This is a genomic window from Streptomyces sp. NPDC031049, assembly GCF_055571015.1.
Window position 1 is genome coordinate 46,433 of sequence record NZ_JBVIGC010000006.1, and the last position, 24,824, is coordinate 71,256.

Genomic DNA, 24,824 nt, shown 5'->3' on the forward strand with positions numbered 1-24,824 from the left:
GCGCCCCCGTACGGACACCGGTCGTCCGTCGGGGGCACCGGTCGGTCAGTTCGTCTCGGCGGCCGCCGGGGACCCGCCGCGCTCGTGCAGCACCCCCCGGGTCCGCTGGAGCCGCAGGGCCAGCTGCACCTCCAGGGCCTGGCCCGGCTTCTGCCAGTCGGCGCCCAGGAGTTCGGTGATGCGCTCCAGGCGGCGCGAGACGGTGTTGGGGTGCACGTGCAGCGCCTCGGCGGCGTTGGTGGGGCTGCTGCCGGAGGCGAAGTACGCCTCGAGCGTCCGGGTGAGGTCGGTCAGCCGCTCCGCGTCGTACTCGAGGACGGGTCCGATGGCCGAGTCGATGAAGCCGTCCACGTCGTAGTCGTCGGACAGCAACAGGCCGAGGAAGCCCAGGTCGTGGGCGGAGGCGGCGCAGCCCACGCCGTCGAGGGCGGTGAGCGCGTCCAGGCAGCGCATGGCCTCGCGGTGCATCCGGGCGACCGACGCGGCTCCCCAGTCCGGCCCCGCCGCGCCCACGGACACCGGGTGGCCGAGCAGCGGGGTGAGTTCGCCGGCGACGGCGCGGGCGGCGGCGGAGGCGTCCGTGCCGGGCAGCAGCAGCACGATGCAGCCGCCCTGCACGGTCTTCAGGCCGGACATCCGGTAGGCGTAGGAGGAGGCCCACACCACGGCCCGGCCCTGCTCGCCGCCCTCGGGCCGGGCGACGACCACGACGTGCGGCTGGTCCAGGTCCATGTCGAATCTGCGGGCGCGCTGGGCCGTCTGGTGCGGCGGGTGCGCGGAGGGTGCCACGGCCAGCAGTTCGTCGAGGAGTTCGTCGCGCACCGGGCCCTCGGCCGCGGCGGCGCTGCGCTGCATCAGCAGGTGCACCGCGAAGGCCTGCGCGGTGGTCTGGAGCAGCCAGCTGTCCTGCCCGACCAGCTGGGCCATCGGCCGCAGCACCACGACGCCGAGGTCCTCCGTGCCCGCGGTCACCGGAGCGACCCAGGTGCGGTCGTCGGCCTCGACGGGCCCGCGCCGGGCGTGCGCGGCCAGGACGGCCCTGGCCACCGCCTCCTCGTCAAGGTCGGGCAGTTCCCCGCCGGCGGCCAGGACCCGGCCGGCCGGGTCGCGCATCTGCAGGGTGCCGTCCAGGGCGTCGCCGGCGGCCTTGGCCACGGTGGCCAGGTCGGCGCCGGCGACGAGCAGGCTCATGATCCGGCCGTAGGACTCGCCGAGCTGCTCCATGCGCGCGAGGCTCGAGCGCGCCCGGAATCCGTCGAGTTCCAGTTCGGCCACCTGTGCCCGGGCCTGTTGCAGCAGGCCGGTCTTCTCGATGGCGACGGCCGCGAGGTCGGCGAGGGAGCAGATCAGGCCTATCTCGTCGGGCGTGTAGTGGCGCACCTTGCGGTCGGCGCCGTAGAGCACGCCGACCGAGCTGTCGCCGCAGCGCAGCGGGACCGCCATCAGGGCGTGCAGCCCCTCGGCCTCGACCACCTGGTCGATGCTGTCGGCGTGCGCTATGGAGTCGTCGTTGAGGTAGTCGGCCGTCCACAGCGGGGCGCCGGAGACCAGGGCCTGATGGCCGAGTCCGCTGCCGCCCTCGATCCTCAGTCCGGTGTTGAGGGCGGTGGTGGAGCCCTCCGAGGTGTGGATGACCATCTCGCCGTCGTCGTCCCGCAGGGCGACGTAGGTCATGTCGAAGTGGAGCAGCAGCCTGACCCTCCGGGTGATCACGCTCAGCAGCGTGTCCAGGTCGTACGGGAAGGTCAGGTCGCGGGCGGTGTCGACGAGCGCGGCGAACCCGGCCTCGCGCTGCTGTCTGCGTTCCAGGGAGGCGTGGACGTCCCGGGCGAGCTGCACCGCCCGTTCGGCGCGGGCGACCCGGCCGGGGTCGGGCTCGGTGCGGCGCACGCGTTGCAGCAGCGCCTCTAAACGGCCGGGCGGCGCCTCTTCCGCCAGGAGGGAGAGTACGGCGAGCACGGCGTCGTCGTCCTCGGGTGCGTGAAAGCCCGACATGTTCCATCCCCCGTTCATCGGGCCGAGCACGGCTCGGCGCGGCCGAACCTAGTTCGCGTGTCTTCGGCGCGTCAACGTTGAGCTGCGCCGCTTCGGCAGCGCTGTGCCGGGAGCACCGCATGGGCCCTCTCGTGGTGTTCCGGGACCACCTTCCTGCCGGGCACCACTCTGCCCGAGGCTCGTGCCGCCGGAGCGGGGCCGAGCGGCTCCGCCACTGGAAGGGGGCTCATGATGCAGATCCGAAGCCACGTACGTTCGCTGGAGCGCAGCCGCATGGCGCGCACCGACCGCAACCGGCCGCGGTACTTCACCCTGCGGGGCCGTGAGTGGGACCTGCTGCCGGACGTGTTCGCGCCGCCGTACTCGGCGTCGTCGGACGCGGCCATGGAGCTGCTCGGTTTCATGGAGGGGACCCACGTCCCGCGGCACGGCTCGTTCCTGGACATCGGCTGCGGCACGGGGATCGTCGCGGTGAGCGCGGCCCTGGCGGGCTGCGACCGGGTGCTCGCCACCGACATCAACCCGCGGGCGGTGGAGAACGCGGCGCTCAACGCCCGCCGGCACGGCGTCGCCGACCGGGTGTCGGTGCTGCACAGCGACCTGTTCGACGCGCTCGACCCGGGACTGCGCTTCGACACCGTCTACTGGCACTCCAACTTCGTCCTGGCCCCGGCCGACCACCGCTACGAGTCGGTCCACGACCGCGCCTACGTGGACCCGGGCTACGCCGCCCACCGCCGCTACCTCCGGGACGCGCCCCGGTGGACGACCGCGGGCGGCTCGGTCCTGCTGCACTTCAGCGACCGGGGGGACCTGCCCCGGCTGTACGACCTCGCCGACGCGTCGGGCCGGGAGCTGGACGTGCTGCGCAGCATGCGCGTCCGGGAGGGCGCCGACATGGTCGAGCACATGCTGATCAAGGTGTCCCCGGTCCGGGCCGGCTCCGAGGCGCTCCCGGCCCGCCCGCGTCCCGAGGCCGCGCCGCCGGTCCGGGCCGCGAGCTGAGCGCGGCGGGCTCCGTCCGCGCGGGCACCGCGTCCGCCCCTGTCGACCTCTGACGAAGAACGGGACAGACCATGCGCATCCTGCTAGTCGACAACTACGACTCGTTCACCCACAACCTCGTCCACTACCTGGCCCGTATCACCGGGCAGGAGCCGGTCGTCGTCCGCAACGACGACCCCCGGTGGCACATCGGGCGCCTCGCCGAGGTCGACGCCGTCGTGCTGTCGCCGGGCCCCGGAACTCCGGAGCGCGCCGCCGACTTCGGGATCTGCCGGGAGCTGGTGGAGGCGTGCGAACTCCCGCTCCTCGGCATCTGCCTGGGCCACCAGGGGGTGGGGCTGGCGCACGGGGCGTCCGTCGTGCGGGCGCCGGAGCCCCGCCACGGGCGTCTGTCACCGGTGCTGCACCACGGCGACGAGCTGTTCGCCGGCATTCCCTCGCCGTTCGAGGTGGTGCGCTACCACTCGCTGGCCGTGACCGACCTGCCCGAGAGCCTCCAGGGCACGGCGTGGACGCCGGACGGTGTCCTGATGGGGCTGCGGCACCGCAGCCGGCCGATGTGGGGGGTGCAGTTCCACCCCGAGTCGATCCTGACCCGGCACGGCAAGAAGCTGCTGCACAACTTCGTCGAGCTGGCCCGCCGGTGGCACGAGCGGCACCCCGCGCGCCCGGCGGCACCGGCGGTCGCGGAGCCGGTGCCGTCGGCGGCCACCGCGGCCGAGGACCGCCGCCCGGTGCGGGAACTGCGCCTCCTGGTGGACCGGCTGGACACCCGGTGGAGCGACGAGGCGGTCTTCGCGGAGCTGTTCGGCGCGAGCGAGCACGCGTTCTGGCTGGACAGCAGCACGGGCCGGGCGACCCGCGGGGCACTGGGCCGCTTCTCCTTCATGGGCGACGCGTCGGGGCCGCTGGCCCGGATCGCCGAGGCCGACGTGTGGACCAACACCACCACGGTGCGCTCCGCGGCGGGCACCGAGGTGGTCTCCGGTGACTTCCTGACGTGGCTGGACCGCGACCTGGCCGCCCTGCGGACGACGCTGCCGGAGCTGCCCTTCGACTTCGCGCTCGGCTGGGTGGGGTATCTGGGTTACGAGCTGAAGGCCGAGTGCGGCGGCCGTGCGGTGCACCGGGCGACGGAGCCGGACGCCGTCATGGTGTTCGCCGACCGTGGCGTGGTGTTCGACCACGCCACCCGGACCACGTACCTCCTGGCGCTGGCGGAGGGGGACGACCGGGCGGACGCGCGCCGCTGGATACGGCGGACCGCGCGCCGTCTGGAGCGCCTGTCCGGGCGTCCGCTGCCGGCGGCGCCCGGTCCCGTGCCCGGGGCCGAGCTGACCCTGCGTCACGACCGGGAGGAGTACCTGCGCCTGGTCGAGGCGGCGCAGCGGGAGATCGCCGCGGGCGAGAGCTACGAGGTGTGCCTGACCAACATGGCCGAGGCGCGGGGCGCCTTCGACCCGTGGTCGAGCTACCGGCTGCTGCGCCGCATCAGCCCCGCGCCGTACGGTGCGCTGCTCGCCTTCGGGGAGCTGTCGGTGCTCAGCACCTCCCCCGAGAGGTTCCTGCGGGTCGGCGCGGACCGCCGGGTCGAGTCGAAGCCGATCAAGGGGACCCGGCCGCGCGGTGCCACGCCGGAGCAGGACGCGGCGCTGGTGGCGGAGCTGCTGGCGGACGAGAAGGACCGCGCGGAGAACCTCATGATCGTGGACCTGGTCCGCAACGACCTCGGCCGGTGCGCGGAGATCGGTTCGGTGGAGGCCGACGAGATCTTCCGGGTCGAGACCTACGAGACCGTGCACCAGCTGGTCAGCACGGTCCGCGCCCGGCTGCGCGAGGACCGCTCCCCCGTGGACTGCGTACGGGCCGCCTTCCCGCCGGGTTCGATGACGGGGGCGCCGAAGATCCGGACCATGGAGATCATCGACGAGCTGGAGGCCGGACCGCGCGGGGTGTACTCGGGGGCGATCGGCTACTTCTCGCTGTCGGGCGCGGCCGACCTCAGCGTGGTGATCCGTACGGCGGTGATCGGTCCGGGACGGCTCCGCTACGGCGTGGGGGGCGCGGTGATCGCCCTGTCCTCGCCGGAGGGCGAGTTCGAGGAGACGGCGGTCAAGTCCCGGCCGCTGCTCGCGCTGACGGGGGGCGCCTTCCCCGGGAACGGAGCGCCGCTCGCCGACCGGGAGCCGGCCGCCCGGGCCGGTGCGGTGACGCGTTGACCTTCCCCACCCGCCGGTGGTCCGGGGGCGCGGTCGCCGTGGGCGGCCTCGCCCTCGCCCGCGGGCGAGGGCGAGTGCCGTACGGCGGTGCACTGCGGGCGCCCGGTCGCTCAGCGTCCCCCGCGCAGCCGGGCCCGCGCGGCGGCGGCGACCCGCTCGGCGGTGAAGCCGGGCTGCTGCCGCAGCGACCCGTAGGCGGCACGGTCCCCGAACTGCCCGAGGCCGACGGTCTCACCGCACTCGGCCAGCAGCGCGTACCAGCCCAGTGCGAGCCCTGCCGACACGGAGACGCGGGCCCGCACGCCGGGCGGCAGCACCGCGTCGCGGTACTCCCGGTCCTGCGCGTGGAAGACCTCGGCGCACGGCATCGACACCACGCGGGTCGCGATGCCCTCCCGCTGGAGGATCTCCCGGGCCGCCAGCGCGATGCGGACCTCGCTCCCGGTGGCGACGAGGACGACCTCGGGGCTTCCGCCGTCGGCCTCGGCGAGGACGTGGCCGCCACGTGCTACGGCACCGGGCGGCGCGGGGGTGCCGACCGGTGCGAGGGTGCCGACCGGCGCTGGAGTACCAGCCGGTGCGGGAGTACCAGCCGGTGCGGAGGTGCCCGCCGGTGCGGGGGTGCCCGCCGGTGCGGGGGTGCCGCCGTCGCGCGGCGGGACGGGCCGGTCCGGGCGGCGCGGACCGGCTCCGGCGCCGGCTCCCGGGACGAGCGCCGGGAGGGCGCCGCTCCAGGTCCGGTCCGCGGCGGTCTCCCGACCGCCGGTGCGGACGGCGGTCCGGCCGGCCGCCGTGCTGCTCCGCTGGGTGTCCATGGGCGCTCAGAGCTCCTCGTCGAAGGAAGCCGGCGGGGCGGACCGTTCCCGTGGTGGAACGGCCGCCGTCGCCGAGGGCCGGGCGGGGACGGTGCCGTACCCGCCCGGACGGTGCCCGGCGCGTGGTCGTCACACGACGAGCATCCCCTTGGCGAGTTCGGTCAGCCGGGCTGCCACGATGCGCGGACCGCCTCGGGTGAGGACGGACTCCGCGTGGAACTGCATGGAGCTGAAGTTCGGTGCGCGCAGGGCGTGCACCTCGCCCGTCCGCGCGTCGCGGCTGACCTCCACGACCGTGCCGTCGGGGGTGTGGAACTCGTCGGTGGGGCAGTGCGCGGCGAACGTGTTGTAGAAGCCCACGTGTTCGCGCGCGCCGAACAGGTCGATCTCCCGCTGCACACCCTGGTTGGGCACCTCCCGGCGGCGCAGGCCGAGGCCCAGCCGGCTGCTGAGCACCTGGTGGCTCAGGCACACGGCGAGGAACGGCCGCCGTTCGTCGAGGAGCGTGGCGATCGCCGAGTGCAGGTGGGCGATCTTGGGGTCGGAGGTGTCGCGCGGGTCGCCGGGGCCGGGCCCCATCACGACGAAGTCATGGCCGTCGAAGGAGTGCGGCTCGTCGAAGCGGCGCACCGTCACCGTCAGGTCCAGCGACCGCAGTTGCTGCTCGATCATGGCGGTGAAGGTGTCCTCGGCGTCCACGACGAGCACGCTCCGGCCGCCCAGCTCGGTGCCCGGCCGCACCGGTCCGGCGCGGTCGGCGAGCCAGAAGTCGGCGATCGGGGCGTTGCGTTCGGCGAGCGCGGCGCGCACCCGGGGATGGTCGGCGAAGCGGGACGGGCCGCCGTCCTCCAGGGCGCCGACGAGTGCCGCCGCCTTGGCGCGGGTCTCGGCCACCTCGGAGCCGGGGTCGGAGTGGCGCACGAGGGTCGCGCCGACGCCGATGCGCAGCCGTCCGTCGCCCTCGATCTCGGCGGTGCGGATCAGGATGGCGGAGTCCATGGTCCGCCGGCCGTGCGCGTCCCGGCCGATCAGGGCGGCGACACCGCTGTAGTAGCCGCGGCCGTGCGGTTCGTACTCGGCGATGACGCGGCAGGCGCTCTCCAGCGGGCTGCCGGTGACGGTGGGCGCGAACATGGTCTCGCGCAGGATCTCGCGCGGGTCGCGGTCGGTGCGTCCCTCGATGAAGTACTCGGTGTGGGCGAGGCGCGCCATCTCCTTGAGGTACGGTCCCACGACCCGGCCGCCCCGGTCGCAGATCCGCGCCATCATCTTCAGCTCCTCGTCGACCACCATGTACAGCTCCTCGGCCTCCTTGCGGTCGGCGAGGAAGGACATGACGCCGTCCAGGGTGGGGCCGGAGGCCGGGTAGCGGTAGGTGCCGCTGATGGGGTTCATGACGGCCGTGCCGGCGGCCAGGCTGACGTGCCGCTCGGGGGAGGCGCCGACGAAGGTGCGGTCGCCGGTGTGCACGATGAACGTCCAGTAGGCGCCCTGCTCCCGCTCCAGCAGGCGGCGGAAGAAGACCAGGGCCCGGTGCACCCCGTAGTCGGTGATCTCGGCGGTGAAGGAGCGCTTGACGACGAAGTTGGCGCCCTTGCCGGTGCCGATCTCGTCGGTGACGACCTTGCGGACGATCTCCGCGTAGGCGTCGTCGTCCACGTCGAAGCGGCTGCCGCGCAGTTCGATGGGCGCGTCGGGGACGCGCCGCAGCACCTCGGCGAGCGGGACCCGCTGCTGCCCGGTGACGGTCAGGGCGAGCAGCGGGGCGTCGTCGTCGGCGCAGTCGAAGCCGCGTTCGGCGATCTGCCGGTACGGCAGGAGGGCCAGGACCTCCTGGTGCGGGACGCCGGTCGCGGCGCCACCCGGCTCGGGCACCGGGAGGTCGTCGAGGGTGCGGGGCTGCGAGACCGTGCCGAGCAGCACGTCGAGGGCGCCCTCGCCGGTGGTCCCGGGGCGGTACAGCAGGGCGAAGGCCGGGGGGTGCGGGGCCAGGACACGGCCGAGGAGGTCGGCGGCGGTGGATGCGCCGGCCGTGTTCCCGTCGTTTCCGGTCATCCGATGATCTCCTTGGTGGTGGTGACGACGGCACAGCGCCGGGCCGCGTAGTGGACGGCCAGCCAGTGGTCGTCCTCGGTGAAGTCCGCGACGGCGTCGGCGACCAGGAAGGTCTCGATGTCGTTGGTGAACGCGTCGACCGCGGTCATCAGCACGCCCACGTGCGCGTACACGCCGCAGACGATCAGCTGGTCCCGCCGGTGCTCACGCATCCGCCGGAGCAGTTCCGTCCTGAAGAAGGCGCTGTAGCGCCACTTGGTGAACCGCCAGTCGCCGGGCGCGGGGGCGACCTCGTCGACCACCTCCCGGTCCTCGGGGGTGGTGCGCATCCCGGGACCCCACACGTCGGCCAGCAGGCCGCGCTGTTCCGGCGTCATGCCGCCGGGCTGCGCCGTGTACGCGACGGGGATGCCCCGCGCGGCGCAGTGCTCGCGCAGGGCGGCGGCGTTCGCCACGAGTTCGTCGCGCAGTTGCCCGGCGAAGGGCCTGAGGAAGTAGCGCTGCATGTCGTGGACGAGCAGCACCGCCCTGGCGGGGTCGACGGACCACTGCGGCACACTGGCCGGCAGGGCGGAGCCGAGCGGCATCGGGTAACTGTCGATGGACGGCAGACCGGCCATGGAGATCCTCTCGTCAGACGTGGACCGGGCACCCCGGGCGTGGGGCGGGAGCCGGCGCCGGGACCCGCCGAGCGGCCCGGGTGGAGCCGTTCGGGGACGGGCAGCGGGCGGGCGTGGGGGTCTTGGCGGTGCGTCTCCCGCGACGGCAGGCTGTTGCGCCGATTCTGTGGACCGCCTCCCGGCACGCCCAACGCGTCGCCCCGGACTACGTCAAGTGGCGCGGAGTTCATCAAGTTCCCTGCACAGCGGGACGGTCGACGCTCGGTGCGGCCCGGTTTCCCGGGGGCGACCGCCTGATTCCCTCACGGGCACTGCCGGAGCCGCACACTCCGCACGGGCCGTCCCGCACACTCCGCACGGGTCCTCCCCTGCGCGGGGCCGGTCGATTCCCCCTGCCGGGACGGTCGGTCGGCCGGCCGGGACACCTCCGGCGAGGGGCGCCGCGATGCGGCCGAGGGGGCCCGACGGTGGTCGTCGGGCCCCCTCGGGGCGGATCGGCGGGCGGCGCGCACCGGCGCCGGACACCGGGTCGGAGACACGGGGTCAGGGGCGGCCGAGCGGCACGGAGCGCGGCTTCCCCGCCCCCGTGCCGTACCGCGCGGCGGCGGACGGACGGCCGCGGGGTCCCGGCACGGCGAGTCCGTGCGGACGCGGCACCGGCCCCGGAATCCGCGCGGTGACGACGGGACGGGGCGCCGAGGACGGCTGGATCAACTGCTGGTAGGCCGCGAGCGCCTCGCTCTGGTCCGCGCACCGCTCCAGGGCGGCGGGGAGCAGGTCGCGCACCCGTCCGGGCACCTGCACCGCGGGCAGGTCGGCGGCCAGCTCCCGGTGGCGGCCCAGGCGGAGTTCCGCCTCGACCCACTGCCCGAACGCCCGGTCCCGGGACTGCCGCAGCCGGTCGATCTGGGCGGCGAGGTGCGGCCCGGGCATGACGTCGGCGAACGGCTCGCCCCGCCACAGCGCGAGCGCCTCCCGCAGGCGCCGTGCCGCCGTGGCCAGGTCCCCGGCGGCCAGGGCCCGGTAACCGGCGCCGGCGGCCCGCTCGAACTCCCAGGAGTCGCTGGTGACCCCGTCGCCGCGGAGTTGGTAGCCACCGGGCATGTCGGCGAGGATCCCGGCGGCCAGCCGGTCGCAGCGGCCCCGCGCCGACGCGCTCCGCTCGCTGCCGCGCAGGGCGCCGGCGATCAGCTCGCGCAGCTCGCCGACGTAGGACTGGAGCATCGCCTTGGCCTGGTGGGGCGGCCGGTCGGGCCAGAGGTCCTCGACCAGCAGCCCGCTCGGGACGACGCGGCCGGCGAGCACCGCCAGCAGCGCCAGTACCTTCCTCGGCTCGGCTGCCGCGGGGGCGACGGGCGTTCCGCCCTCCGTGACGACCAGCACCCCCAGAACCTTGATGTCCATGTCCCCCCCTTGCTCGGTGACCGTCGAGTCCGACCGCACCGGCTCCATGACCAACGACTGGCAAAATAGTAGTGTGTTTTTTGTTTTTTTGTAAGTCCGGCCCGCGACCGCACCGCCGCCGCTCCGTAGAGTGAGGGTGACTACGGGGGGTGTGGCACACCGGCAGCGACGGACGGCTGTCGTAGTTGGGTAAGGAAGGGTCCTCGGTGAAACAGGCACGAGCCGCCCGGACGCGTCAAGCCCTGGTGCAGGCCGCCGCGGCGGAGTTCGACCGCAACGGATACGACGGCGCGTCCCTCACCCGGATCAGCCGTACCGCGGGCGTCTCCATGGGCGCCCTCACCTTCCACTTCGCCAGCAAGCGGCAACTGGCCGAGGCGGTGCGGGCGGAGGGCGAGGAGATCACCCGGGCGGTCGTGGAGCGGGTGGCCGGGGACCGGGAGCCGACGCTCCAGGTCGCCGTCGCGCTCACGCTGGCTCTCGTCGGTCTCCTGGAGGACGAGGCGCGGGTCCGGGCCGCCGCCCGCCTGGCGCGCGAACGCCAGGGGGAGACGCCGGACGGCTGGACCGCCCTGTGGGCGCCCGCCCTGCACGAACGACTGCGGGCCACGCCGGACCACGAGCTGCGCGGCGGCGTGGACCCGGCGGCCGTCGCCACGCTGTGCCTGCTGCTGGTGCGCGGAGCCGAGACCTCCGTCAGGGAGTACGTCCACGCCTCCGGCGCCCCGTCGCAGGACGTCGTCGGGCAGCTCACCGACGTGTGGCGGCTGGTCCTGAACGGTGTGAGCGCGGCCCCCGGCACCGGCCCCGACGCGGCCGGTGCACACGCGGACGCACCCCGCCCCAGGGCGTCCGGCTGACCGGACGAGGGGCGGGGGGAGCCGGAGGCACCGGCCCCGTCGGCCGGGCGTCACACGGCGCTGCACCCGCCGTCCACGGGAACCGCGCCGCCGGTGACGAAGGACGACTGGTCGCTGCACAGCCAGCCGGCGGCGTACGCCACCTCCAGCGGGTCGGCCATGCGTTTCATGACGGCCCGCGATCCCGCGGCGGCCTTGAGTTCCGGGACCTTCTCCACCGCCTGTTCGATCAGCTCGGTGCGGGTGGTGCCCACCATCAGGGCGTTGACCCGGATCCCGTGCGCGCCGTACTCGGCGGCGGCGGCGCGGGTCAGCCCGAGCACCGCGTGCTTGGCGGCCACGTACGGGGCCAGCACGCCCGTGGCGAACGCCCCCGCGGTGCTACAGGTGTTGACGATCGAGCCGCCCGCCTCCTGCTCCAGCATGACCGGGATCTGATGCTTGAGGCAGTTCCACACCCCCCGCACGTTGACGTCCATGATCTGGTCGTAGAGGGCGTCGTCGGTCTCGTGCAGCGCGATCCCGAGCGTGCCCCAGCCGGCGTTGTTGAAGGCGGCGTCCAGGCCGCCGAAGGCGTCGACGGCCGTGTCGACGGCCCGCCGGACGTCGTCCGGGCGGGTCACGTCGCCCACCGCCACCGCCGCCCGGCCGCCGTCGTCCCTGATGTCGGTGGCCAGCGCCGTCAGCCGCGCCTCGCGCCGCGCCATGAGCACCACCGCCGCGCCCTGGGCGGCGAAGAGCCGTGCGGCGGCCCTGCCGATGCCGCTGGACGCACCGGTCACCATGACGGTCTTGCCTCGTAACATCCCCCGGCTGTCCGCGCCGTCCACCATGTGTCCCCCTGTTGTCGTGTTGTCGGCCGCCAAGACCCCGGCGGTGCCGTGCCCGGCACCGGTCCGGCGCGGCCGGTGGCACGGTACCGCCCGGCGCGCCGGCGGTCAGCCGAACGCCGCCGCGTGGTCGGCCGCCCAGGACGCGAACGTCGTGGGCGGTCTTCCGATCAGCCGTCCGAGGTCGTCCCCGACCCCGGCGGAGTCTCCGGCCCGCCGTCGCCGCGCGGCCTCGAGCAGCGCCTCGGCCACGGCACCGGGCAGACGCGCGGACCAGCGCTCCAGCGCCTGCTCCGCGGTGAGTTCCTCGAACGCCAACGGCCTCCCCAGTACCCGGGCGAGGATCCCGGTCTGCTCCCGCGCGGACAGTGGCTCGGGGCCGGTCAGCGCGTAGATGGCCCCCTCGTGCCCGGGCTCGGTGAGGGCCCGCGCGGCGGCCTCGGCGACGTCCCGGGGGTCGACGCACGCGGTGCGCGCGTCCCCGGCCAGGGCGCGGACGAGCGACTCCGTGCGGATCGACGACGCCCAGGACAGGGTGTTGGACATCGGTGTGCGCATCCGCAGCACCGTCCAGTCCAGGCCCGAGGAGCGCAGCAGTTCCTCGCTCCCCCGGTTCCAGCGGGCGACGAGGTCGTTCGCGGACGGGTCGGCCACCGCGGTCCAGGACAGCTTGACCGCCCTGCGCACCCCGGCGGCCCGGGCGGCGTCGAGGATGTCCGCGTCGTCCTGGGGGCGCAGCGGGTCGGCCGTGACCACGAACACCGCCTCGGCACCGGCGAACGCCCGCTTCAGCGCCGACCCGTCGCGGTAGTCGCCGGCCACCAGTTCGCCGGGCAGGTCCAGTCGCCGGGCCTTGGCCGCGTCGCGCACCAGCGACCGCACCGGGCCGCGCCGGGCCAGCGCACGGGTCAGGTGCCGCCCCACCGCGCCGGTGGCGCCCGTCACCACGAACCGGGGCCCTGCGGTGTCGCGCGCGCTCACTGCGGCTTCCCTCTCGCCTCGCCGAACTCCACCCGCTTCGCGGCGCTGGGGGTGGCCACCGAGGGCAGCAGGAACCGCCAGATCTCCTCCACCCGGTCGGGCAGGTCCCGGTGGTCGCTCTCCAGCCGGGCGTGCATCTGGGCACCCGTGCACGCGTTGACCAGCAGCCTGGCCAGGCCCTCCGGGTCCGCCCCGGCCCGCAGTTCACGCCGGCGCCGGGCGACCTCGAACTCCTCCTTGAGCACCTTCGTCCACTGCTCGTGGGAGTTCTCGCTCCGGTCCAGGAAGAGGTCCTGGTCCATGACCAGGCGCGCCCCGGCGAGCAGGACGGGGTCGTCGCGCAGCCGGTAGGCCCAGGTGAGGGTCAGGTCGACGGCGCGCTGGAGCCCCTCGGACTCCAACGGCGGCACAACCAGCTCGGGTTGGCTGGCGACGATCTCACGCGCCAGCATCTCCTTCGACCGGAAGTGGAAGTACATGGCGCCGAGCGTCAGCCCGGCCCGCTCGGCGATCTGCGTGACGCTGGCCCCGGCGAAGCCGGACTGCGCGAAGACCTCCGCAGCCGCGTGTACCAGAGCCGCACGTGTGCGGACAGCCCTCTCCTGCTTGACAGCCCGGGGTCCCATACATCGCCTCGTCAACCCTCGACAAAAAGAATTCGGTTCTTTATTTTATGCACGCACCACAGCGGTTCCCGCAAGACTTCACAGCATGTCACCTGCCCAGCACGTCGTTCCGGGGGAGCGCAGACGTATGGCAACTGACACGACCATCAAGACCGACCTGGTCACCGGCACATCCGAGGAGCTGACCGGGTTGCTGGTACGCAAGGCGGTGCGGACCGAGGCGATGATCGCCTCGTGGGACGAGGTCTGCTACGCCAGCCAGGAGGTCACCGGGCGCTGGCCGGTCCAGCACCACTTCTACGTCAGGGGCGGGCACTACTCGCCGCTCCTGGTCACGGAGACCATCCGCCAGGCACTCGCCTTGCTGACCCACACCACGCACGACATACCGCTGAACCACCGGCTCGGCTGGGAGCGCGTCCGCTGCGACATCGACCCCCGCGGCCTGGAGGTGGGCCCCGAGCCGGCCGAGATCGAGCTGCTGATCACGCACACCGGCGTGACCAGGCGCCGGCTCGGCTCCGTCCACCTGTCCGCGCGGGTGGGGGTCCTGCGCGACGGCGCGCACCTCGCCACCGCCGAACTGACGTACACCACCCACCCTCCGGCGATCTACGACCGGCTGCGCGGCGCATACGCCGACGCCCGCGAGGCCTTCGCCCGCGCACTGCCGCTCACCCCGCCGGTGCCGCCCTCGCGGGTCGGCGTCAAGGCGGTGAAGGACGTCGTCCTGACGCCGACGGGCACACCCCACACGTGGCTGCTCCGGCTCGACACCGGTCACAGCGTACTGTTCGACCACCCGCACGACCACGTGCCGGGCATGGTGCTCCTCGAGGCGGCCGGCCAGGCCGCGCACGCGGAGTTCATGCCCAGGTCGTCCACGGCCGTCTGCTACGACACGACCTTCCTGCGCTACGTCGAGTTCGACCAGCCCTGTCTGATCACGGCGGAGCCCGTGGAACCGGACGCGTGGGGCAGGCACCGCGTCAAGGTCGGCGCCGTCCAGGCCGGCCGGCTCGCGTTCACCTCCACGGTGACCTCCGAGCCGACCGCCGCACGCCGGTGAACCGCGCGGCCGTGCAGCACCCCTGACGGCGGGCCGGCCGGTCCGCCCGCCTCCGACCGTCGTTCCCGTCGGAACCGGCCCGTCACGCGGCGGGCCGGTGCCCGGTCCTGCCGGGCGGTCAGAAGTCGCCCGGCAGGCCCACACCGGTCAGGGCGCCGACCGGAGCGAGGTCGGGGGTGCCCCGGGGCCACCAGTCCTCGCGTCCCGGCTCGGACTCGTAGGCGTACCACAGCCAGTCACGGCCGAGGCGGAGCTGGAGGTGGCCTTGAGGGTGGGTGAGGCGGTTGCGCCAGGGGCGGAACGCGGGGAGGTCGGCGGCGAGCAGTTGGGGCCGGGCCCGGTCGAAACGCCCCGCCGGCGGGTCCCACGCCTCCTCCAGGACGGCGAGGCCCGCCAGGCCGCCCTGGCGCCAGGCGGCCACCGCGCGTGCCAGGTCGGCCGTGCTGCGGCCGGTGGCCGTGGCCAAAGCGGCGTACAGGGCGCGGGTGCCGGCGGTGAGGCCCGAGCCGGGGCGGGCGGCGGCCAGGCGGACGGCGTCCTGCCACAGGGTGAACCCGCCGACCGGGTCCCGCCCGCTGGTCAGCAGGGCGTGGGCGCGGGCGGCGGCGTCGGTGGCCAACTGGTCCAGCGCGAAGGCGTCGGGCCCGCCGGGTGCGCTCGGGTACGCGGGCGGCTGCCCGGGATGCGGCGGAGCCGGCAACGGCGGCGGCAGGGGCGGCGGTCGGCCGGAGTCGGCGGCGGCGAGGACCTCGCTCGCCCGGACGCCGGGCAAGGGTGCCGACGGCCGGTCCTGGGCGGCGCGGGCCGCGCGGGCGGCGCTCGACCGGGAGAGGGCGTCGAGCAGTTCGCGTTCGCCGCGGCCACGCAGCAGGAGCAGCACGAAGGGGTCGGCGTCCAGCAGCCGTGCCGTCTGGTAGCAGAGGGCGGCGGCGTGTTTGCAGGGGTGCCCGGAGTCGGGGCAGCTGCACCGGGGAGCGAGGTCCCCCGGGCCGGGGAGCAGGGGGACGCCGCAGTCGGCGAGGGAGTGCGGCAGCTCCTTGTCGAGGAGGGCGGCGATGTGTCCCGGCCGCTCCGCCGCGGCGTCCAGGAAGCGGTCCCAGTCGGCGTCGCCGAGCGTGCGCAGCCGGACCTGCACGCGGTACGGCCGGGGGCGGCTGCCCTGCACGTAGGCGAGGACGAGGCCGGGCGTCACGGTGATGGCGTCGACGTGTCCCCGCGCCGCGTACGCCCGGCCGCGGGCCAGCCGTTCGCGGTCCAGGGCGCCGTCCTCCAGCGCCGTGACCCAGGCGTTGCCCCACCAGGTCTCGGCGAGCTGCTCGTCCGTCGCCGCCCGTGGCGGGAAGGCCGGGAAGGTGCGCCGCAACTCGCCGTCCCGTCCGGGGGCGGCCATGGAACGCGGGGCGCGCGGCGGGGCGGGCGCCGGGCGCGCCCGGCCCCCACCCCTGTCGTCGCCGCGGCCCGAGGAGACGGAGGGCGAGGGGACGGAGGGCGGGGGGACGGCGTGCGGTGGGACGGGGGGCGGTGGGACGGGGGGCGGGAGCGGGTCCGGCGGGGCGTCGGCCGCGTCCGCAGCGCGGCCGGAAGCGGTGCCGGGCTCGGCAACTCCCGGCGTACGGGCACCGGTCCGGCGCGGGGCCGCCTCGGCGCAGTCGGTGCCGGGGGGCGTGACGGGAGCCGCGTCCGGGTCGGAGGGCAGCCGGAACGCGCCCTTCACCATCTCCCGCAGAGCGCGGGCCCGGGAGTCCGCAACCGTGCGCGGGCCGTCGGAGCCCCGCCGGCCGACACCACCGCCCTGTCCGTCGGAGCCCCGCCGGCCGGCACGTCCGCCCTGTCCGTCGGAGCCCCGCCGAGCGGCACGTCCGCCCTGTCCGTCGGAGCTTGGCCGGGCGGCACGTCCGCCCGGGCCACCCGGGCCACCCGGGCCGTCCGGATCGCTGTCGGCGCTGGCAGAACGGGTGGAACGGTCGGAAGGGGCGGGATCGGCGACGTGGGCTGGACGGCCGGGCCGGGGGGCGGCACCGGTGTCCGGCTGGGGGGCGGCACCGGCGGCCGGTCGGGGGGCGGCGTCGGTGCCCGGCCGGGGGGCGGCGTCGGTGCCGGTCCCCGATGGGTCCGCTTGCGCCGCGCGTGCCGCTCGGCGGGCCGCCCTCAGCGCCTCCCGGGCCACGTCACCGGGGCGTGCCGCGCGGTGGTCGCGCTCGCCGGACGCCCCGTCGGGCGCGGGCGCCCCCGCCGTCCCCTCGGTGCCGGCGTCGCGCGGGGCGGCGCAAGCGGCGGAGCCGGAACCCGAGCCCTCCGTACGGTCCCCGGCGGGTTCCGTCGGCAGGCCGGGTCCCGTGGGTCCGCCGTCGGCCCGTCCGCGGGCGGCGCGCAGGGCGCGGCGGGCGGCGTCGGCCGGGCGCTCGGTCATGACGGCCTCCGCAGGGACACCAGGTCGGACAGCTCGCGGTCGGTCAGTTCGGTCAGGGCGGACTCGCCCGAGCCGAGGACCGCGTCGGCCAGGGCACGCTTGGCCTGGAGCATCTCGGCGATGCGGTCCTCGACCGTGCCCTCCGTGATGAGGCGGTGGACCTGCACCGGCTGGGTCTGGCCGATCCGGTAGGCACGGTCGGTGGCCTGTTCCTCGACGGCCGGGTTCCACCAGCGGTCGAAGTGGACGACGTGCCCGGCGCGCGTCAGGTTCAGGCCGGTGCCGGCGGCCTTCAGGGAGAGGACCAGCACCGGGGTGGCGCCGCTCTGGAAGCGGTCCACCATGCGCTCGCGCTCGGGCACTGGCGTGCCGCCGTGCAGCAGGTCCACGGGGACGGCGCGGGCGGTCAGGTGAGCGGTGATCAGGCGGGCCATTCCCACGTACTGCGTGAAGACCAGGGCCGAGCCGTCCTCCGCCAGCAGCGTGTCCAACAGCTCGTCCAGCAGGGCGAGTTTGCCGGACCGGGCGGTCAGGCGGTCGCCCTCCCCCGCCCGGCCGGGCCGTGAGTGGTCCTCCTTCAGGAACAGCGCGGGGTGGTCGCAGATCTGCTTCAGGGAGGTCAGGAGCTTCAGGACCAGCCCCCGCCGCGCCATGCCCTCGGCCGACTCGATCGCGAGCATCGACTCGCGCACCACCGCCTCGTACAGCGCGGCCTGTTCCCGGGTGAGCGGTACCGGGTGGTCCGTCTCGGTCTTCGGCGGCAGTTCGGGGACGATGCCGGGGTCGGACTTGCGGCGGCGCAGCAGGAAGGGCCGGACCAGGCGGGCCAGTCGCTCCGCGGCCTCCTCGTCCTCGCCGCTCTCCACGGCACGCGCGTGCCGGGCGCGGAAGGACTTCAGCGGGCCGAGGAGGCCCGGGGTCGTCCAGTCCAGCAGTGCCCACAGCTCGGAGAGGTTGTTCTCGACGGGGGTGCCGGTCAGCGCGACGCGGGCGGGGGCCGGGATGGTGCGCAGCGCCTTCGCCGTCGCCGAGAACGGGTTCTTCACGTGCTGGGCCTCGTCGGCGACGACCATGCCCCACTGCTGCCCGGCCAGCGTCGGTGCCGCCGACCGCATGGTGCCGTACGTGGTGAGGACGAAGCCGCCGGTCAGGCCGTCGAGGGTGCGGTCGGGGCCGTGGAAACGGCGGACGGGGACGCCGGGCGCGAAGCGTTCGATCTCCCGCTGCCAGTTGCCCAGCAGGGAGGCCGGGCAGACCACGAGGGTGGCCTCGCGGCGGGCCCGCTTCAGGTGCAGGGCGATGACGGTGACGGTCTTGCCGAGGCCCATGTCGTCGGCGAGGCAGCCGCCGAGGCCGAGCGAGGTCATCAGGTCCAGCCAGGCCAGGCCCCGCCGCTGGTAGTCCCGCAGCGTGGCGTGCAGGCCCGGGGGCGGCTCGGCGGTGCCCGGGCCCGCCGTGAGCCGGTCGCGGAGCGCGGCCAGTGCCCCGGCCGGCACCGCCTCGACCGTCTCGCCGTCGACCTCCGCGCTGCCGGTGAGGGCGACGCCCAGCGCGTCGACCGGGTCGAGCAGGCCGAGGTCGCGCTTGCGGGCCCGGCGCACGAGGGCGGGGTCGACCAGCACCCACCGGTCGCGCAGCCGGACCACCGGGCGGTGGGCCTCGGCGAGCGTGTCCATCTCGGCCTCGGTGAGCGGTTCGCCGCCGAGGGCGAGCTGCCAGTGGAAGCGGAGCAGTTCCTCGCCCTCGAAGAAGCCCGTGCCGTCGGTCGCGGAGCCGGGCGCCGGGCGGACCACGGCGCTCGCGGTGAGGTCCTGCGCCAGGTCGCGGGGCCAGTGCACGGCGACGCCGGCGGCGGCGAGCCGGGTGGCCGCCACGCCCAGCAGGTCGGTCAGCTCGTCCTCGGACAGGGCCAGGACGTCGGGGACGTCCTGCTCGGTGAGCCGGTCCAGCGGCGGCCAGATCCGGGCCGCCCGGCGCACCGCGAGGGCGGTGTCCACCCGCGCGCGGGGGCCGAACGCCGGGCCGGCCGCGCCCGACCACAGGTCCGCGGCGTCGGCGACGAGCGTGGGGTCGGCGAGGCTGTGCACCTGGAGGACCGCCGCGCCCGCGCGCCGCCCGCCGCCGTCCGCGTCCGGCTCACCGTCGAACAGGTCGTGGGCCGACAGGTCCAGGCGGAGCGAGATCCGCACGCCCGCGTCCATGCCGGCGGCGACCTCGGCGGCCCAGTCGTGGGCGGCGTCGGGCAGCGGCTGGGCGGTGCGGGCGGCGAAGGGCCTGCCGGAGACGTGGGGTGCCGCCGGGGTGCGGGGCAGGGTGTCGGCGACGGCGTCCAGGAAGGAGCGGATCAGGGCCCGCGGTTCGGGCAGGCGGACGGGGCCCGGGCCGTCCAGCGGGACCGCGTGCCCTTCCGGGGGCAGGGCGGCGGCCACCGCCCGCAGATGGGCCACGTCCTCGGGGTCGAGCGGGCCGGCCCGCCAGGCGTCGTGGCCGTCGGGTGTCAGTCCGGGCAGCAGCCGGCCGCGGGCGGCGAGCCGCAGGGCGTGCAGGGCGGCGGCGCCCCAGCAGGCGGTGGCGGGGTGGGCCGCCGGATCGTGCCGGGCGCGCACCAGCAGGGGGAGGGCGTCGTCGAGCGGGAGGGACAGCGCGGGTGCCGTCCGGCGGCGGACGCCCGCGCCGTGGCGTCGTACGACGGTCAGCCGGGTGTCGGCGGAGGGCGGCGGAGTGTCCGAACCGGGGTCCCAGAAGGCCACGCGGCCCTCGCGCGGGAGCGGGGCGGGCAGGAAGACGGCGGCCAGGTGGAGCGGCACCGCCCTCGCCGCCCCCTCCGGCGCGCCGGTGCGCCCGGCCGTCGCGACGGCCTCGCTCATACGTCCTGTCACCTCCCGCCCGTCTCGTCGGACCAGTCGTCTTCGACTCTACGGGCGGGGTCTGACAACCGGCCCCGGCGGCGGTCCCGACGGCGACCCGGGCGGCGGTTCCGGCGGCCACCCGGGCGGCGGTTCCGGCGGCCACCCGGGCGCCCGGTCAGGGAACGGTGCGGGAGACGACGTACACCATCGGATAGTCGGGGTCGGCCAGGTCGACGACGATGTCCCGGGTCGGGGCGGGGTTCTCCTGCTCGTGGGAGACGCCCCACCACTGTCCGCCCTCGCCGAAGTGCCAGTCGGTGACGCGCTGGGCCCGGTCGCCGATGGGGATCTCTCCCCGCTCCAGATCGTCCCGGGCGACGCCGATGCCCGCCAGGAAGGCGTCGAGGCCGACGCGGGAGGTCTCGAACCGGACGTAGAGACGGCTGGTCTTCCAGTTGTTCGTCTCGTAGTACGCCACGTGCCAGGCGGGGTGCGGGAGGGGTACCTCGTACAGCCGGCGCTGGAGCTTCGACGGCCAGCCGGCGGTCATGCCGGTCGCCGAGTACTTCTCCTCCTTGTCCCGGCCGCTGGCGCGGCTCTGCTCGGCGGAGATCACGAGGTAGCCGGCCGGGATGCCGATGAGCAGCACGATGATGAGCAGGGTGAGCGCCCGGCGGCGGACGACGTGGCGGCGGTCCTCGGCCGGGCCCCGCTGCCCGTCCGGGGGTTCGGCCTGGTGCGGGAAGGTGGTGGTCACAGCGTCTCCCGGGTGGCGCGGCGGGCCTCTGCGTACCGTTCGTAGCGCTCGTACCGCTCCACCCGGCGGCGCTTGGCGCGGCGGAAGCGGCGGGCGACCAGGCGGGCGAGGTCGGCGGCGCCGACCATGCCGGCCTCGGGCCCGAGCTGGGCGCGGACCACACGGGCCTCGGGGCGGTAGCCCCGGCCGGTGAGGTGGCGTTTGAAGGCGTCGCGGGCCGGGCCGATCAGCAGGTCGTCGGCCGCGCTGACCCCGCCGCCGATCACGAAGCAGGACGGGTCGAGGGCGGCGGCGAGGTTGGCGATGCCGACGCCGAGCCACTGGCCGATGTCCTGGAGCAGCTCGATGCACATGGCGTCGCCCTCGCGCGCCAGCTCGGTGATCATCGGCCCGGTGATGTCGGAGACCTGGCCCTTGACGTGCTCGATGATCCCGTAGGCCACCGGCGAGTCCGCGGCGGCCAGTTCTCGCGCCTCACGGACCAGGGCGTTCCCGGAGCTGTACTGCTCCCAGCAGCCGCGGTTGCCGCACGGGCAGCGGTGACCGCCGGGCACGACCTGCATGTGGCCGAACTCGCCGGCGACGCCGTACTTGCCGCGCTTGACCTGGCCGTCCTGGAGGATGGCGCCGCCGATGCCGGTGCCGAGGGTGATCATGACCAGGTGGTCCTCGCCGCGGCCGGCGCCGAAGCGCCACTCGGCCCAGGCGGCGGTGTTGGCGTCGTTGTCCACCAGGACGGGCACGGAGAGCCGGCCGGAGATGCGGTCCCTGAGGGGCTCGTTGCGCCAGGACAGGTGAGGCGCGAACAGCACGCGGTTGCGGTCGGCGTCGACCCAGCCGGCCGCGCCGATGCCGACGGCGTGCACGTCGTGCCGGTCGGACAGGTCCAGCACCAGTTCGACGATGGTGTCCTCGACGACCTTGGGGCTCTTGGACTTGTCCGGGGTCTCCGTGCGGACCTTCTCCAGGATGTTGCCGTCGGCGTCGACGACGCCCGCCATGACTTTCGTGCCGCCGATGTCGATGCCCACCGTCGGGACGCGGGGCGCCGTCAGGTGCGAGCGGCGTTCCCGCGTGCCGACCGTGCGCAACGCCGTGGCGCGGCGGGAGCCGATGGGGGCGGTGAGGTCGCGGTAGGTGCTCATCGGCGTCGATTCTGCCGCACGGTGCCTGCGGGTGCCGAACGGCGGAGCGGTGGGGTGGTGCGGATCATTCGGTGCGTGCGGGTGCGTGGTGGCCGGTCGCGCAGTTCCCTGCGCCCCGGGAAGGTGGTGCGGATCATGGCCGGGCGCGGGTCCGTCGTGGCTCGTCGCGCAGTTCCCCGCGCCCCTCAGGGGCGCTGGAGTTCGTGGCGGAGGTCGTCCAGGTCGCTTCCGCCGGCCATCTGGCGGGTGAGGTCGTCCAGGGTGACGTCGTCCCGCTCGTGGTTTCCGGCCATCGTGCCGCGCCTGAGCAGCACGAACCTGTCCCCCACCAGGTACGCGTGGTGCGGGTTGTGGGTGATCAGCACGACGCCCAGCCCCTGGTCGCGTGCCGCCGCCACATATTTGAGGACCACACCGGACTGCTTCACACCGAGGGCCGCCGTGGGCTCGTCGAGGATCAGCACCTTCGCGCCGAAGTACACGGCACGGGCGATCGCCACGCACTGGCGTTCGCCGCCGGAGAGGGTGCCGATGGGCTGGTCCACGTCGCGCAGGTCGATGCCCATGCGGAGGAGTTCCGCGCGGGTGGTCCGCCGCATGAAGTCGACGTCCATGCGCTTGAAGGGGCCGACGCCCTTGCACGGCTCGGAGCCGAGGAAGAAGTTCCGCCAGACCGGCATCAGGGGGACGACGGCCAGGTCCTGGTAGACCGTGGCGATACCGCGGTCGAGGGCCTCGCGCGGGGAGCCGAGCCGGGCCTCCTCCCCGTCGAGGAGGAGCCGGCCGCCGTCGTGCTGGTGCAGCCCGGAGATGATCTTGATGAGGGTGGACTTGCCGGCGCCGTTGTCGCCGAGGACGCAGGTGATCTCCCCGGCGTGAACCCGGAGGGAGACGCCCGTGAGGGCCCGGACGTTGCCGTAGTGCTTGCTGACGTCGGAGAGCTCCACGAGTGCCGTACGGGGCGTGGTCTGCGTCACTTGGTGGCCTCCGCGCGCTTGCGGACCCAGGCGTTGAGCAGGGTCGCGAGGAGCAGCATCGCTCCCAGGAAGAACTTGAACCAGTCGGGGTTCCACTCGGCGAAGACGATGCCCTTGCTGGTCATGCCGAAGATGAGCGCGCCGACCGCCGAGCCGACGGCGCTGCCGTAGCCGCCGGTGATCAGGCAGCCGCCGATGACGGCGGCGATGATGTAGATCAGCTCGTTGCCGACGCCCTCACCGGACTGGACGACGTCGTAGCTGAAGAGCAGGTGCTGGCCGGCGATCCAGGCGCCGGCGGAGACGCCCATGTAGAGGCCGATCCTGGTCCGGGTGACCGGGACGCCGACCGCGCGGGCCGCGTCCTTGTTGCCGCCGACGGCGAAGATCCAGTTGCCGGCGCGGGTGCGCAGCAGAATCCAGCTGGCGACGGCGACCAGGGCGAGCCACCACAGGATGGTGATCTTGATGCCGACGCCGCCGACGGTGAGGGTCGAGGCGAAGACGGCGCGGGCGCTGGGGAAGCCCTCCATGTCGGCGATCGTCTTGGTGGAGACTGTGCCGCCGATCAGCTTGGTGACGCCGAGGTTCAGGCCGGTCAGCATCAGGAAGGTGCCCAGCGTGATGATGAAGCTCGGCAGTCTCGTGCGGGTCAGCAGGAAGCCGTTGAAGACGCCGATCGCCAGCGTGACCAGCAGCGAGACGCCGACCCCCACCCAGACGTTGGCGGTCATCTGGTAGCTGAACATGGACGACACCAGGGCCGAGGTGGTGACCAGGACGCCGGCGGACAGGTCGAACTCGCCGCCGATCATCAGCAGGGCCACCGGGACGGCCATGATGCCGATGGTGGAGGCGGCGTACAGGACCGTGCTGAGGCTGGAGGCGCGCAGGAAGCTGTCGGCGGTCAGGGCGAAGAAGGCGAAGACCGCGATCGCGCCGACGACCGAGCCGAGCTCGGGGCGGCCGAGGAGCCTGCGCAGCACCGAGGTCCGCAGAATCCTTTCATCCGAGGTCACCGCGGCGTCGCCCGGCTTCTCGGCACGGGGGTCGGCGGCCGGTGTGGCGCTCATCGCGTGCCCCGCTTCGTGTAGTCCTCGAGCCGGGCGGCTTCGTCCTCGGTGACGATCTGCGGCCCGGTGAGCACCGGCCGGCCGCCGCCGAGCACGTCGGCGTTGTACTTGTACAGCCACAGCAGGTCGACGGCCTCGTAGCCCTGGAGGTAGGGCTGCTGGTCGACGGCGAACCCGAGGGTGCCGTCCTTCAGGCCGGCGGCCACCTTGGCGTTCAGGTCGAAGGTGTCGATCTCGGCGTCGCTGCCCGCGCTCCGCTTGGCCTTGACGGCGGTGTCGGCGTACGGGGCGCCGAGTGTGACGACCGCGTCCACGGACCGGTCGGTCTGGAGCTTGGCCTCCAGGGCCGACTGCACGTCCGGCATGCTGGTGCCGTTGACGTACAGGCGCTGCACCGTGCCGTCGAAGGTCTCCTCGACGCCGTCGCAGCGCTGCTCGTGCCCCACGTTGCCCTGCTCGTGCAGGACGCAGAGCGCCTTCCTTCGGCCCCGCTCGTTCAGTTCCTCGCCGACGGCCCGGCCGGCGATCGTCTCGTCCTGGCCGACGTGCGTGAGGGCGCCGAACTCCTTGGACTCGGCCGACCCGGAGTTCACCGTGATCACCGGGATGCCGGCCCGCACCGCCCGGGCCACGGCGGACTTCATCGCGGCGGGCTTGGCGAGCGTGACGATGATCCCGTCGACCTTCTTGTCCACGGCCGCGTTCACGAGCTGCGCCTGCTGCTGGGCCTCGTCGTCGTGGGAGTAGAGGAACTTGATGTTGTCCTTGGCGGCGGCCTGCTCGGCGCCGTTCTGGACGATGTCCCAGAACGTGTCGCCATCACCCGAGTGGGTGATCATCGCGAAGGTCCAGCGGGGTGTGTCCACCGCCGCCCCGCCCCGGGCCGCCGCGGCCTTGCGGGCGTCCTCGGCGCGTTTGCCGCCGGTGCTGCTGCATCCGGCGAGGGAGAGTGACAGCGCTCCCGCCAGCGCGATGCCCACCCATGTCCGAAACCGTGCCACGAGGCCGTGCCCTTCTTGCCGTGCTGTGCCGTACGCGGGGGCCGGGATGACTCACCGGCCCCAAACGCCACATTCTCCGTCATGACGACGGGAGGGCGCACCACCGGTCGGCATATGCCCTCCCGCTTGTCCG

At 74.6% G+C, this 24,824-nt stretch carries 19 protein-coding genes; 4 read left to right on the top strand and 15 right to left on the bottom strand.

Features of this window, described 5'->3' with window-relative positions:
- Positions 1-45: 45 nt before the first annotated feature.
- Entirely contained in the window at positions 46-1,995 is a 1,950-nt protein-coding gene (locus ACZ45Q_RS12110) for a helix-turn-helix domain-containing protein (protein WP_468258711.1), read from the bottom strand.
- Between the two features lie 228 nt (positions 1,996-2,223).
- On the opposite strand from ACZ45Q_RS12110, the gene ACZ45Q_RS12115 reads away from it, so the two are divergent.
- Positions 2,224-3,000: a 50S ribosomal protein L11 methyltransferase gene (locus ACZ45Q_RS12115; RefSeq protein WP_468258713.1), complete on the top strand. Its 777-nt coding sequence runs from the start codon at positions 2,224-2,226 to the stop codon at positions 2,998-3,000.
- A 71-nt stretch (positions 3,001-3,071) separates the two neighbouring features.
- Positions 3,072-5,219, top strand: a complete 2,148-nt coding sequence (gene pabB, locus ACZ45Q_RS12120; protein ID WP_468258716.1) for an aminodeoxychorismate synthase component I — start codon at positions 3,072-3,074, stop codon at positions 5,217-5,219.
- A 110-nt stretch (positions 5,220-5,329) separates the two neighbouring features.
- Here the strand turns inward: pabB and ACZ45Q_RS12125 are convergent, their stop codons facing one another.
- The 4 genes from ACZ45Q_RS12125 to ACZ45Q_RS12140 all read right to left on the bottom strand — a co-directional run bounded on the left by ACZ45Q_RS12125 (position 5,330) and on the right by ACZ45Q_RS12140 (position 10,113).
- Positions 5,330-6,034, bottom strand: coding sequence for a transketolase-like TK C-terminal-containing protein (locus ACZ45Q_RS12125; RefSeq protein WP_468258719.1), 705 nt, complete (start codon positions 6,032-6,034; stop codon positions 5,330-5,332).
- A gap of 129 nt (positions 6,035-6,163) precedes the next feature.
- On the bottom strand, positions 6,164-8,089 hold the full coding sequence (locus ACZ45Q_RS12130) for an anthranilate synthase family protein (RefSeq protein ID WP_468258722.1): 1,926 nt from the start codon (positions 8,087-8,089) through the stop codon (positions 6,164-6,166).
- Entirely contained in the window at positions 8,086-8,709 is a 624-nt protein-coding gene (locus ACZ45Q_RS12135; protein WP_468258725.1) for an isochorismatase family protein, read from the bottom strand. The genes ACZ45Q_RS12130 and ACZ45Q_RS12135 overlap by 4 nt, the downstream gene beginning before the upstream one ends.
- A gap of 543 nt (positions 8,710-9,252) precedes the next feature.
- Positions 9,253-10,113: an AfsR/SARP family transcriptional regulator gene (locus ACZ45Q_RS12140; RefSeq protein ID WP_468258729.1), complete on the bottom strand. Its 861-nt coding sequence runs from the start codon at positions 10,111-10,113 to the stop codon at positions 9,253-9,255.
- Positions 10,114-10,319: 206 nt separating this feature from the next.
- Here ACZ45Q_RS12140 and ACZ45Q_RS12145 point away from each other — a divergent pair, with 206 nt between their 5' ends.
- The gene (locus ACZ45Q_RS12145) at positions 10,320-10,973 is read left to right on the top strand and encodes a TetR family transcriptional regulator (RefSeq protein ID WP_468258732.1); all 654 of its coding nucleotides are present in this window, start codon (positions 10,320-10,322) and stop codon (positions 10,971-10,973) included.
- A 50-nt stretch (positions 10,974-11,023) separates the two neighbouring features.
- Here ACZ45Q_RS12145 and ACZ45Q_RS12150 read toward each other — a convergent pair whose 3' ends face one another.
- The 3 genes from ACZ45Q_RS12150 to ACZ45Q_RS12160 form a co-directional block, all read right to left on the bottom strand.
- The gene (locus ACZ45Q_RS12150) at positions 11,024-11,806 is read right to left on the bottom strand and encodes an SDR family NAD(P)-dependent oxidoreductase (protein WP_468258735.1); all 783 of its coding nucleotides are present in this window, start codon (positions 11,804-11,806) and stop codon (positions 11,024-11,026) included.
- A gap of 105 nt (positions 11,807-11,911) precedes the next feature.
- Positions 11,912-12,784, bottom strand: coding sequence for an NAD(P)H-binding protein (locus ACZ45Q_RS12155; RefSeq protein ID WP_468258738.1), 873 nt, complete (start codon positions 12,782-12,784; stop codon positions 11,912-11,914).
- On the bottom strand, positions 12,781-13,410 hold the full coding sequence (locus tag ACZ45Q_RS12160; protein WP_468258741.1) for a ScbR family autoregulator-binding transcription factor: 630 nt from the start codon (positions 13,408-13,410) through the stop codon (positions 12,781-12,783). Before ACZ45Q_RS12160 ends, ACZ45Q_RS12155 begins: the two co-directional genes overlap by 4 nt.
- A 127-nt stretch (positions 13,411-13,537) precedes the next feature.
- Between ACZ45Q_RS12160 and ACZ45Q_RS12165 the strand changes: the two genes are divergently transcribed.
- Positions 13,538-14,479: a ScbA/BarX family gamma-butyrolactone biosynthesis protein gene (locus ACZ45Q_RS12165; protein WP_468258744.1), complete on the top strand. Its 942-nt coding sequence runs from the start codon at positions 13,538-13,540 to the stop codon at positions 14,477-14,479.
- Between the two features lie 118 nt (positions 14,480-14,597).
- On the opposite strand, the gene ACZ45Q_RS12170 is transcribed toward ACZ45Q_RS12165, so the two are convergent.
- The 7 genes from ACZ45Q_RS12170 to ACZ45Q_RS12200 form a co-directional block, all read right to left on the bottom strand.
- Positions 14,598-16,889: an SWIM zinc finger family protein gene (locus ACZ45Q_RS12170; protein WP_468258747.1), complete on the bottom strand. Its 2,292-nt coding sequence runs from the start codon at positions 16,887-16,889 to the stop codon at positions 14,598-14,600.
- Entirely contained in the window at positions 16,886-19,756 is a 2,871-nt protein-coding gene (locus ACZ45Q_RS12175) for a DEAD/DEAH box helicase (protein ID WP_468258749.1), read from the bottom strand. Before ACZ45Q_RS12175 ends, ACZ45Q_RS12170 begins: the two co-directional genes overlap by 4 nt.
- 157 nt (positions 19,757-19,913) lie before the next feature.
- The gene (locus ACZ45Q_RS12180; RefSeq protein WP_468258752.1) at positions 19,914-20,495 is read right to left on the bottom strand and encodes a sugar kinase; all 582 of its coding nucleotides are present in this window, start codon (positions 20,493-20,495) and stop codon (positions 19,914-19,916) included.
- The gene (locus tag ACZ45Q_RS12185) at positions 20,492-21,640 is read right to left on the bottom strand and encodes an ROK family glucokinase (protein WP_468258755.1); all 1,149 of its coding nucleotides are present in this window, start codon (positions 21,638-21,640) and stop codon (positions 20,492-20,494) included. The genes ACZ45Q_RS12180 and ACZ45Q_RS12185 overlap by 4 nt, the downstream gene beginning before the upstream one ends.
- A gap of 185 nt (positions 21,641-21,825) precedes the next feature.
- On the bottom strand, positions 21,826-22,617 hold the full coding sequence (locus tag ACZ45Q_RS12190; RefSeq protein ID WP_468258758.1) for an ATP-binding cassette domain-containing protein: 792 nt from the start codon (positions 22,615-22,617) through the stop codon (positions 21,826-21,828).
- Positions 22,614-23,690, bottom strand: a complete 1,077-nt coding sequence (locus ACZ45Q_RS12195) for an ABC transporter permease (RefSeq protein WP_468258760.1) — start codon at positions 23,688-23,690, stop codon at positions 22,614-22,616. Before ACZ45Q_RS12195 ends, ACZ45Q_RS12190 begins: the two co-directional genes overlap by 4 nt.
- Positions 23,687-24,691, bottom strand: a complete 1,005-nt coding sequence (locus tag ACZ45Q_RS12200) for a sugar ABC transporter substrate-binding protein (protein ID WP_468258763.1) — start codon at positions 24,689-24,691, stop codon at positions 23,687-23,689. The genes ACZ45Q_RS12195 and ACZ45Q_RS12200 overlap by 4 nt, the downstream gene beginning before the upstream one ends.
- Between the last annotated feature and the right edge of the window lie 133 nt (positions 24,692-24,824).

Excerpts from the sequence above, each read along its gene's own strand:
- ACZ45Q_RS12110 (WP_468258711.1), bottom strand. The coding sequence starts at position 1,995 with ATGTCGGGCTTTCACGCACCCGAGGACGACGACGCCGTGCTCGCCGTA.
- ACZ45Q_RS12115 (WP_468258713.1), top strand. The coding sequence starts at position 2,224 with ATGATGCAGATCCGAAGCCACGTACGTTCGCTGGAGCGCAGCCGCATG.
- pabB (WP_468258716.1), top strand. The coding sequence starts at position 3,072 with ATGCGCATCCTGCTAGTCGACAACTACGACTCGTTCACCCACAACCTC.
- ACZ45Q_RS12125 (WP_468258719.1), bottom strand. The coding sequence starts at position 6,034 with ATGGACACCCAGCGGAGCAGCACGGCGGCCGGCCGGACCGCCGTCCGC.
- ACZ45Q_RS12130 (WP_468258722.1), bottom strand. The coding sequence starts at position 8,089 with ATGACCGGAAACGACGGGAACACGGCCGGCGCATCCACCGCCGCCGAC.
- ACZ45Q_RS12135 (WP_468258725.1), bottom strand. The coding sequence starts at position 8,709 with ATGGCCGGTCTGCCGTCCATCGACAGTTACCCGATGCCGCTCGGCTCC.
- ACZ45Q_RS12140 (WP_468258729.1), bottom strand. The coding sequence starts at position 10,113 with ATGGACATCAAGGTTCTGGGGGTGCTGGTCGTCACGGAGGGCGGAACG.
- ACZ45Q_RS12150 (WP_468258735.1), bottom strand. The coding sequence starts at position 11,806 with ATGGTGGACGGCGCGGACAGCCGGGGGATGTTACGAGGCAAGACCGTC.
- ACZ45Q_RS12160 (WP_468258741.1), bottom strand. The coding sequence starts at position 13,410 with ATGGGACCCCGGGCTGTCAAGCAGGAGAGGGCTGTCCGCACACGTGCG.
- ACZ45Q_RS12165 (WP_468258744.1), top strand. The coding sequence starts at position 13,538 with ATGGCAACTGACACGACCATCAAGACCGACCTGGTCACCGGCACATCC.
- ACZ45Q_RS12170 (WP_468258747.1), bottom strand. The coding sequence starts at position 16,889 with ATGACCGAGCGCCCGGCCGACGCCGCCCGCCGCGCCCTGCGCGCCGCC.
- ACZ45Q_RS12175 (WP_468258749.1), bottom strand. The coding sequence starts at position 19,756 with ATGAGCGAGGCCGTCGCGACGGCCGGGCGCACCGGCGCGCCGGAGGGG.
- ACZ45Q_RS12185 (WP_468258755.1), bottom strand. The coding sequence starts at position 21,640 with ATGAGCACCTACCGCGACCTCACCGCCCCCATCGGCTCCCGCCGCGCC.
- ACZ45Q_RS12195 (WP_468258760.1), bottom strand. The coding sequence starts at position 23,690 with ATGAGCGCCACACCGGCCGCCGACCCCCGTGCCGAGAAGCCGGGCGAC.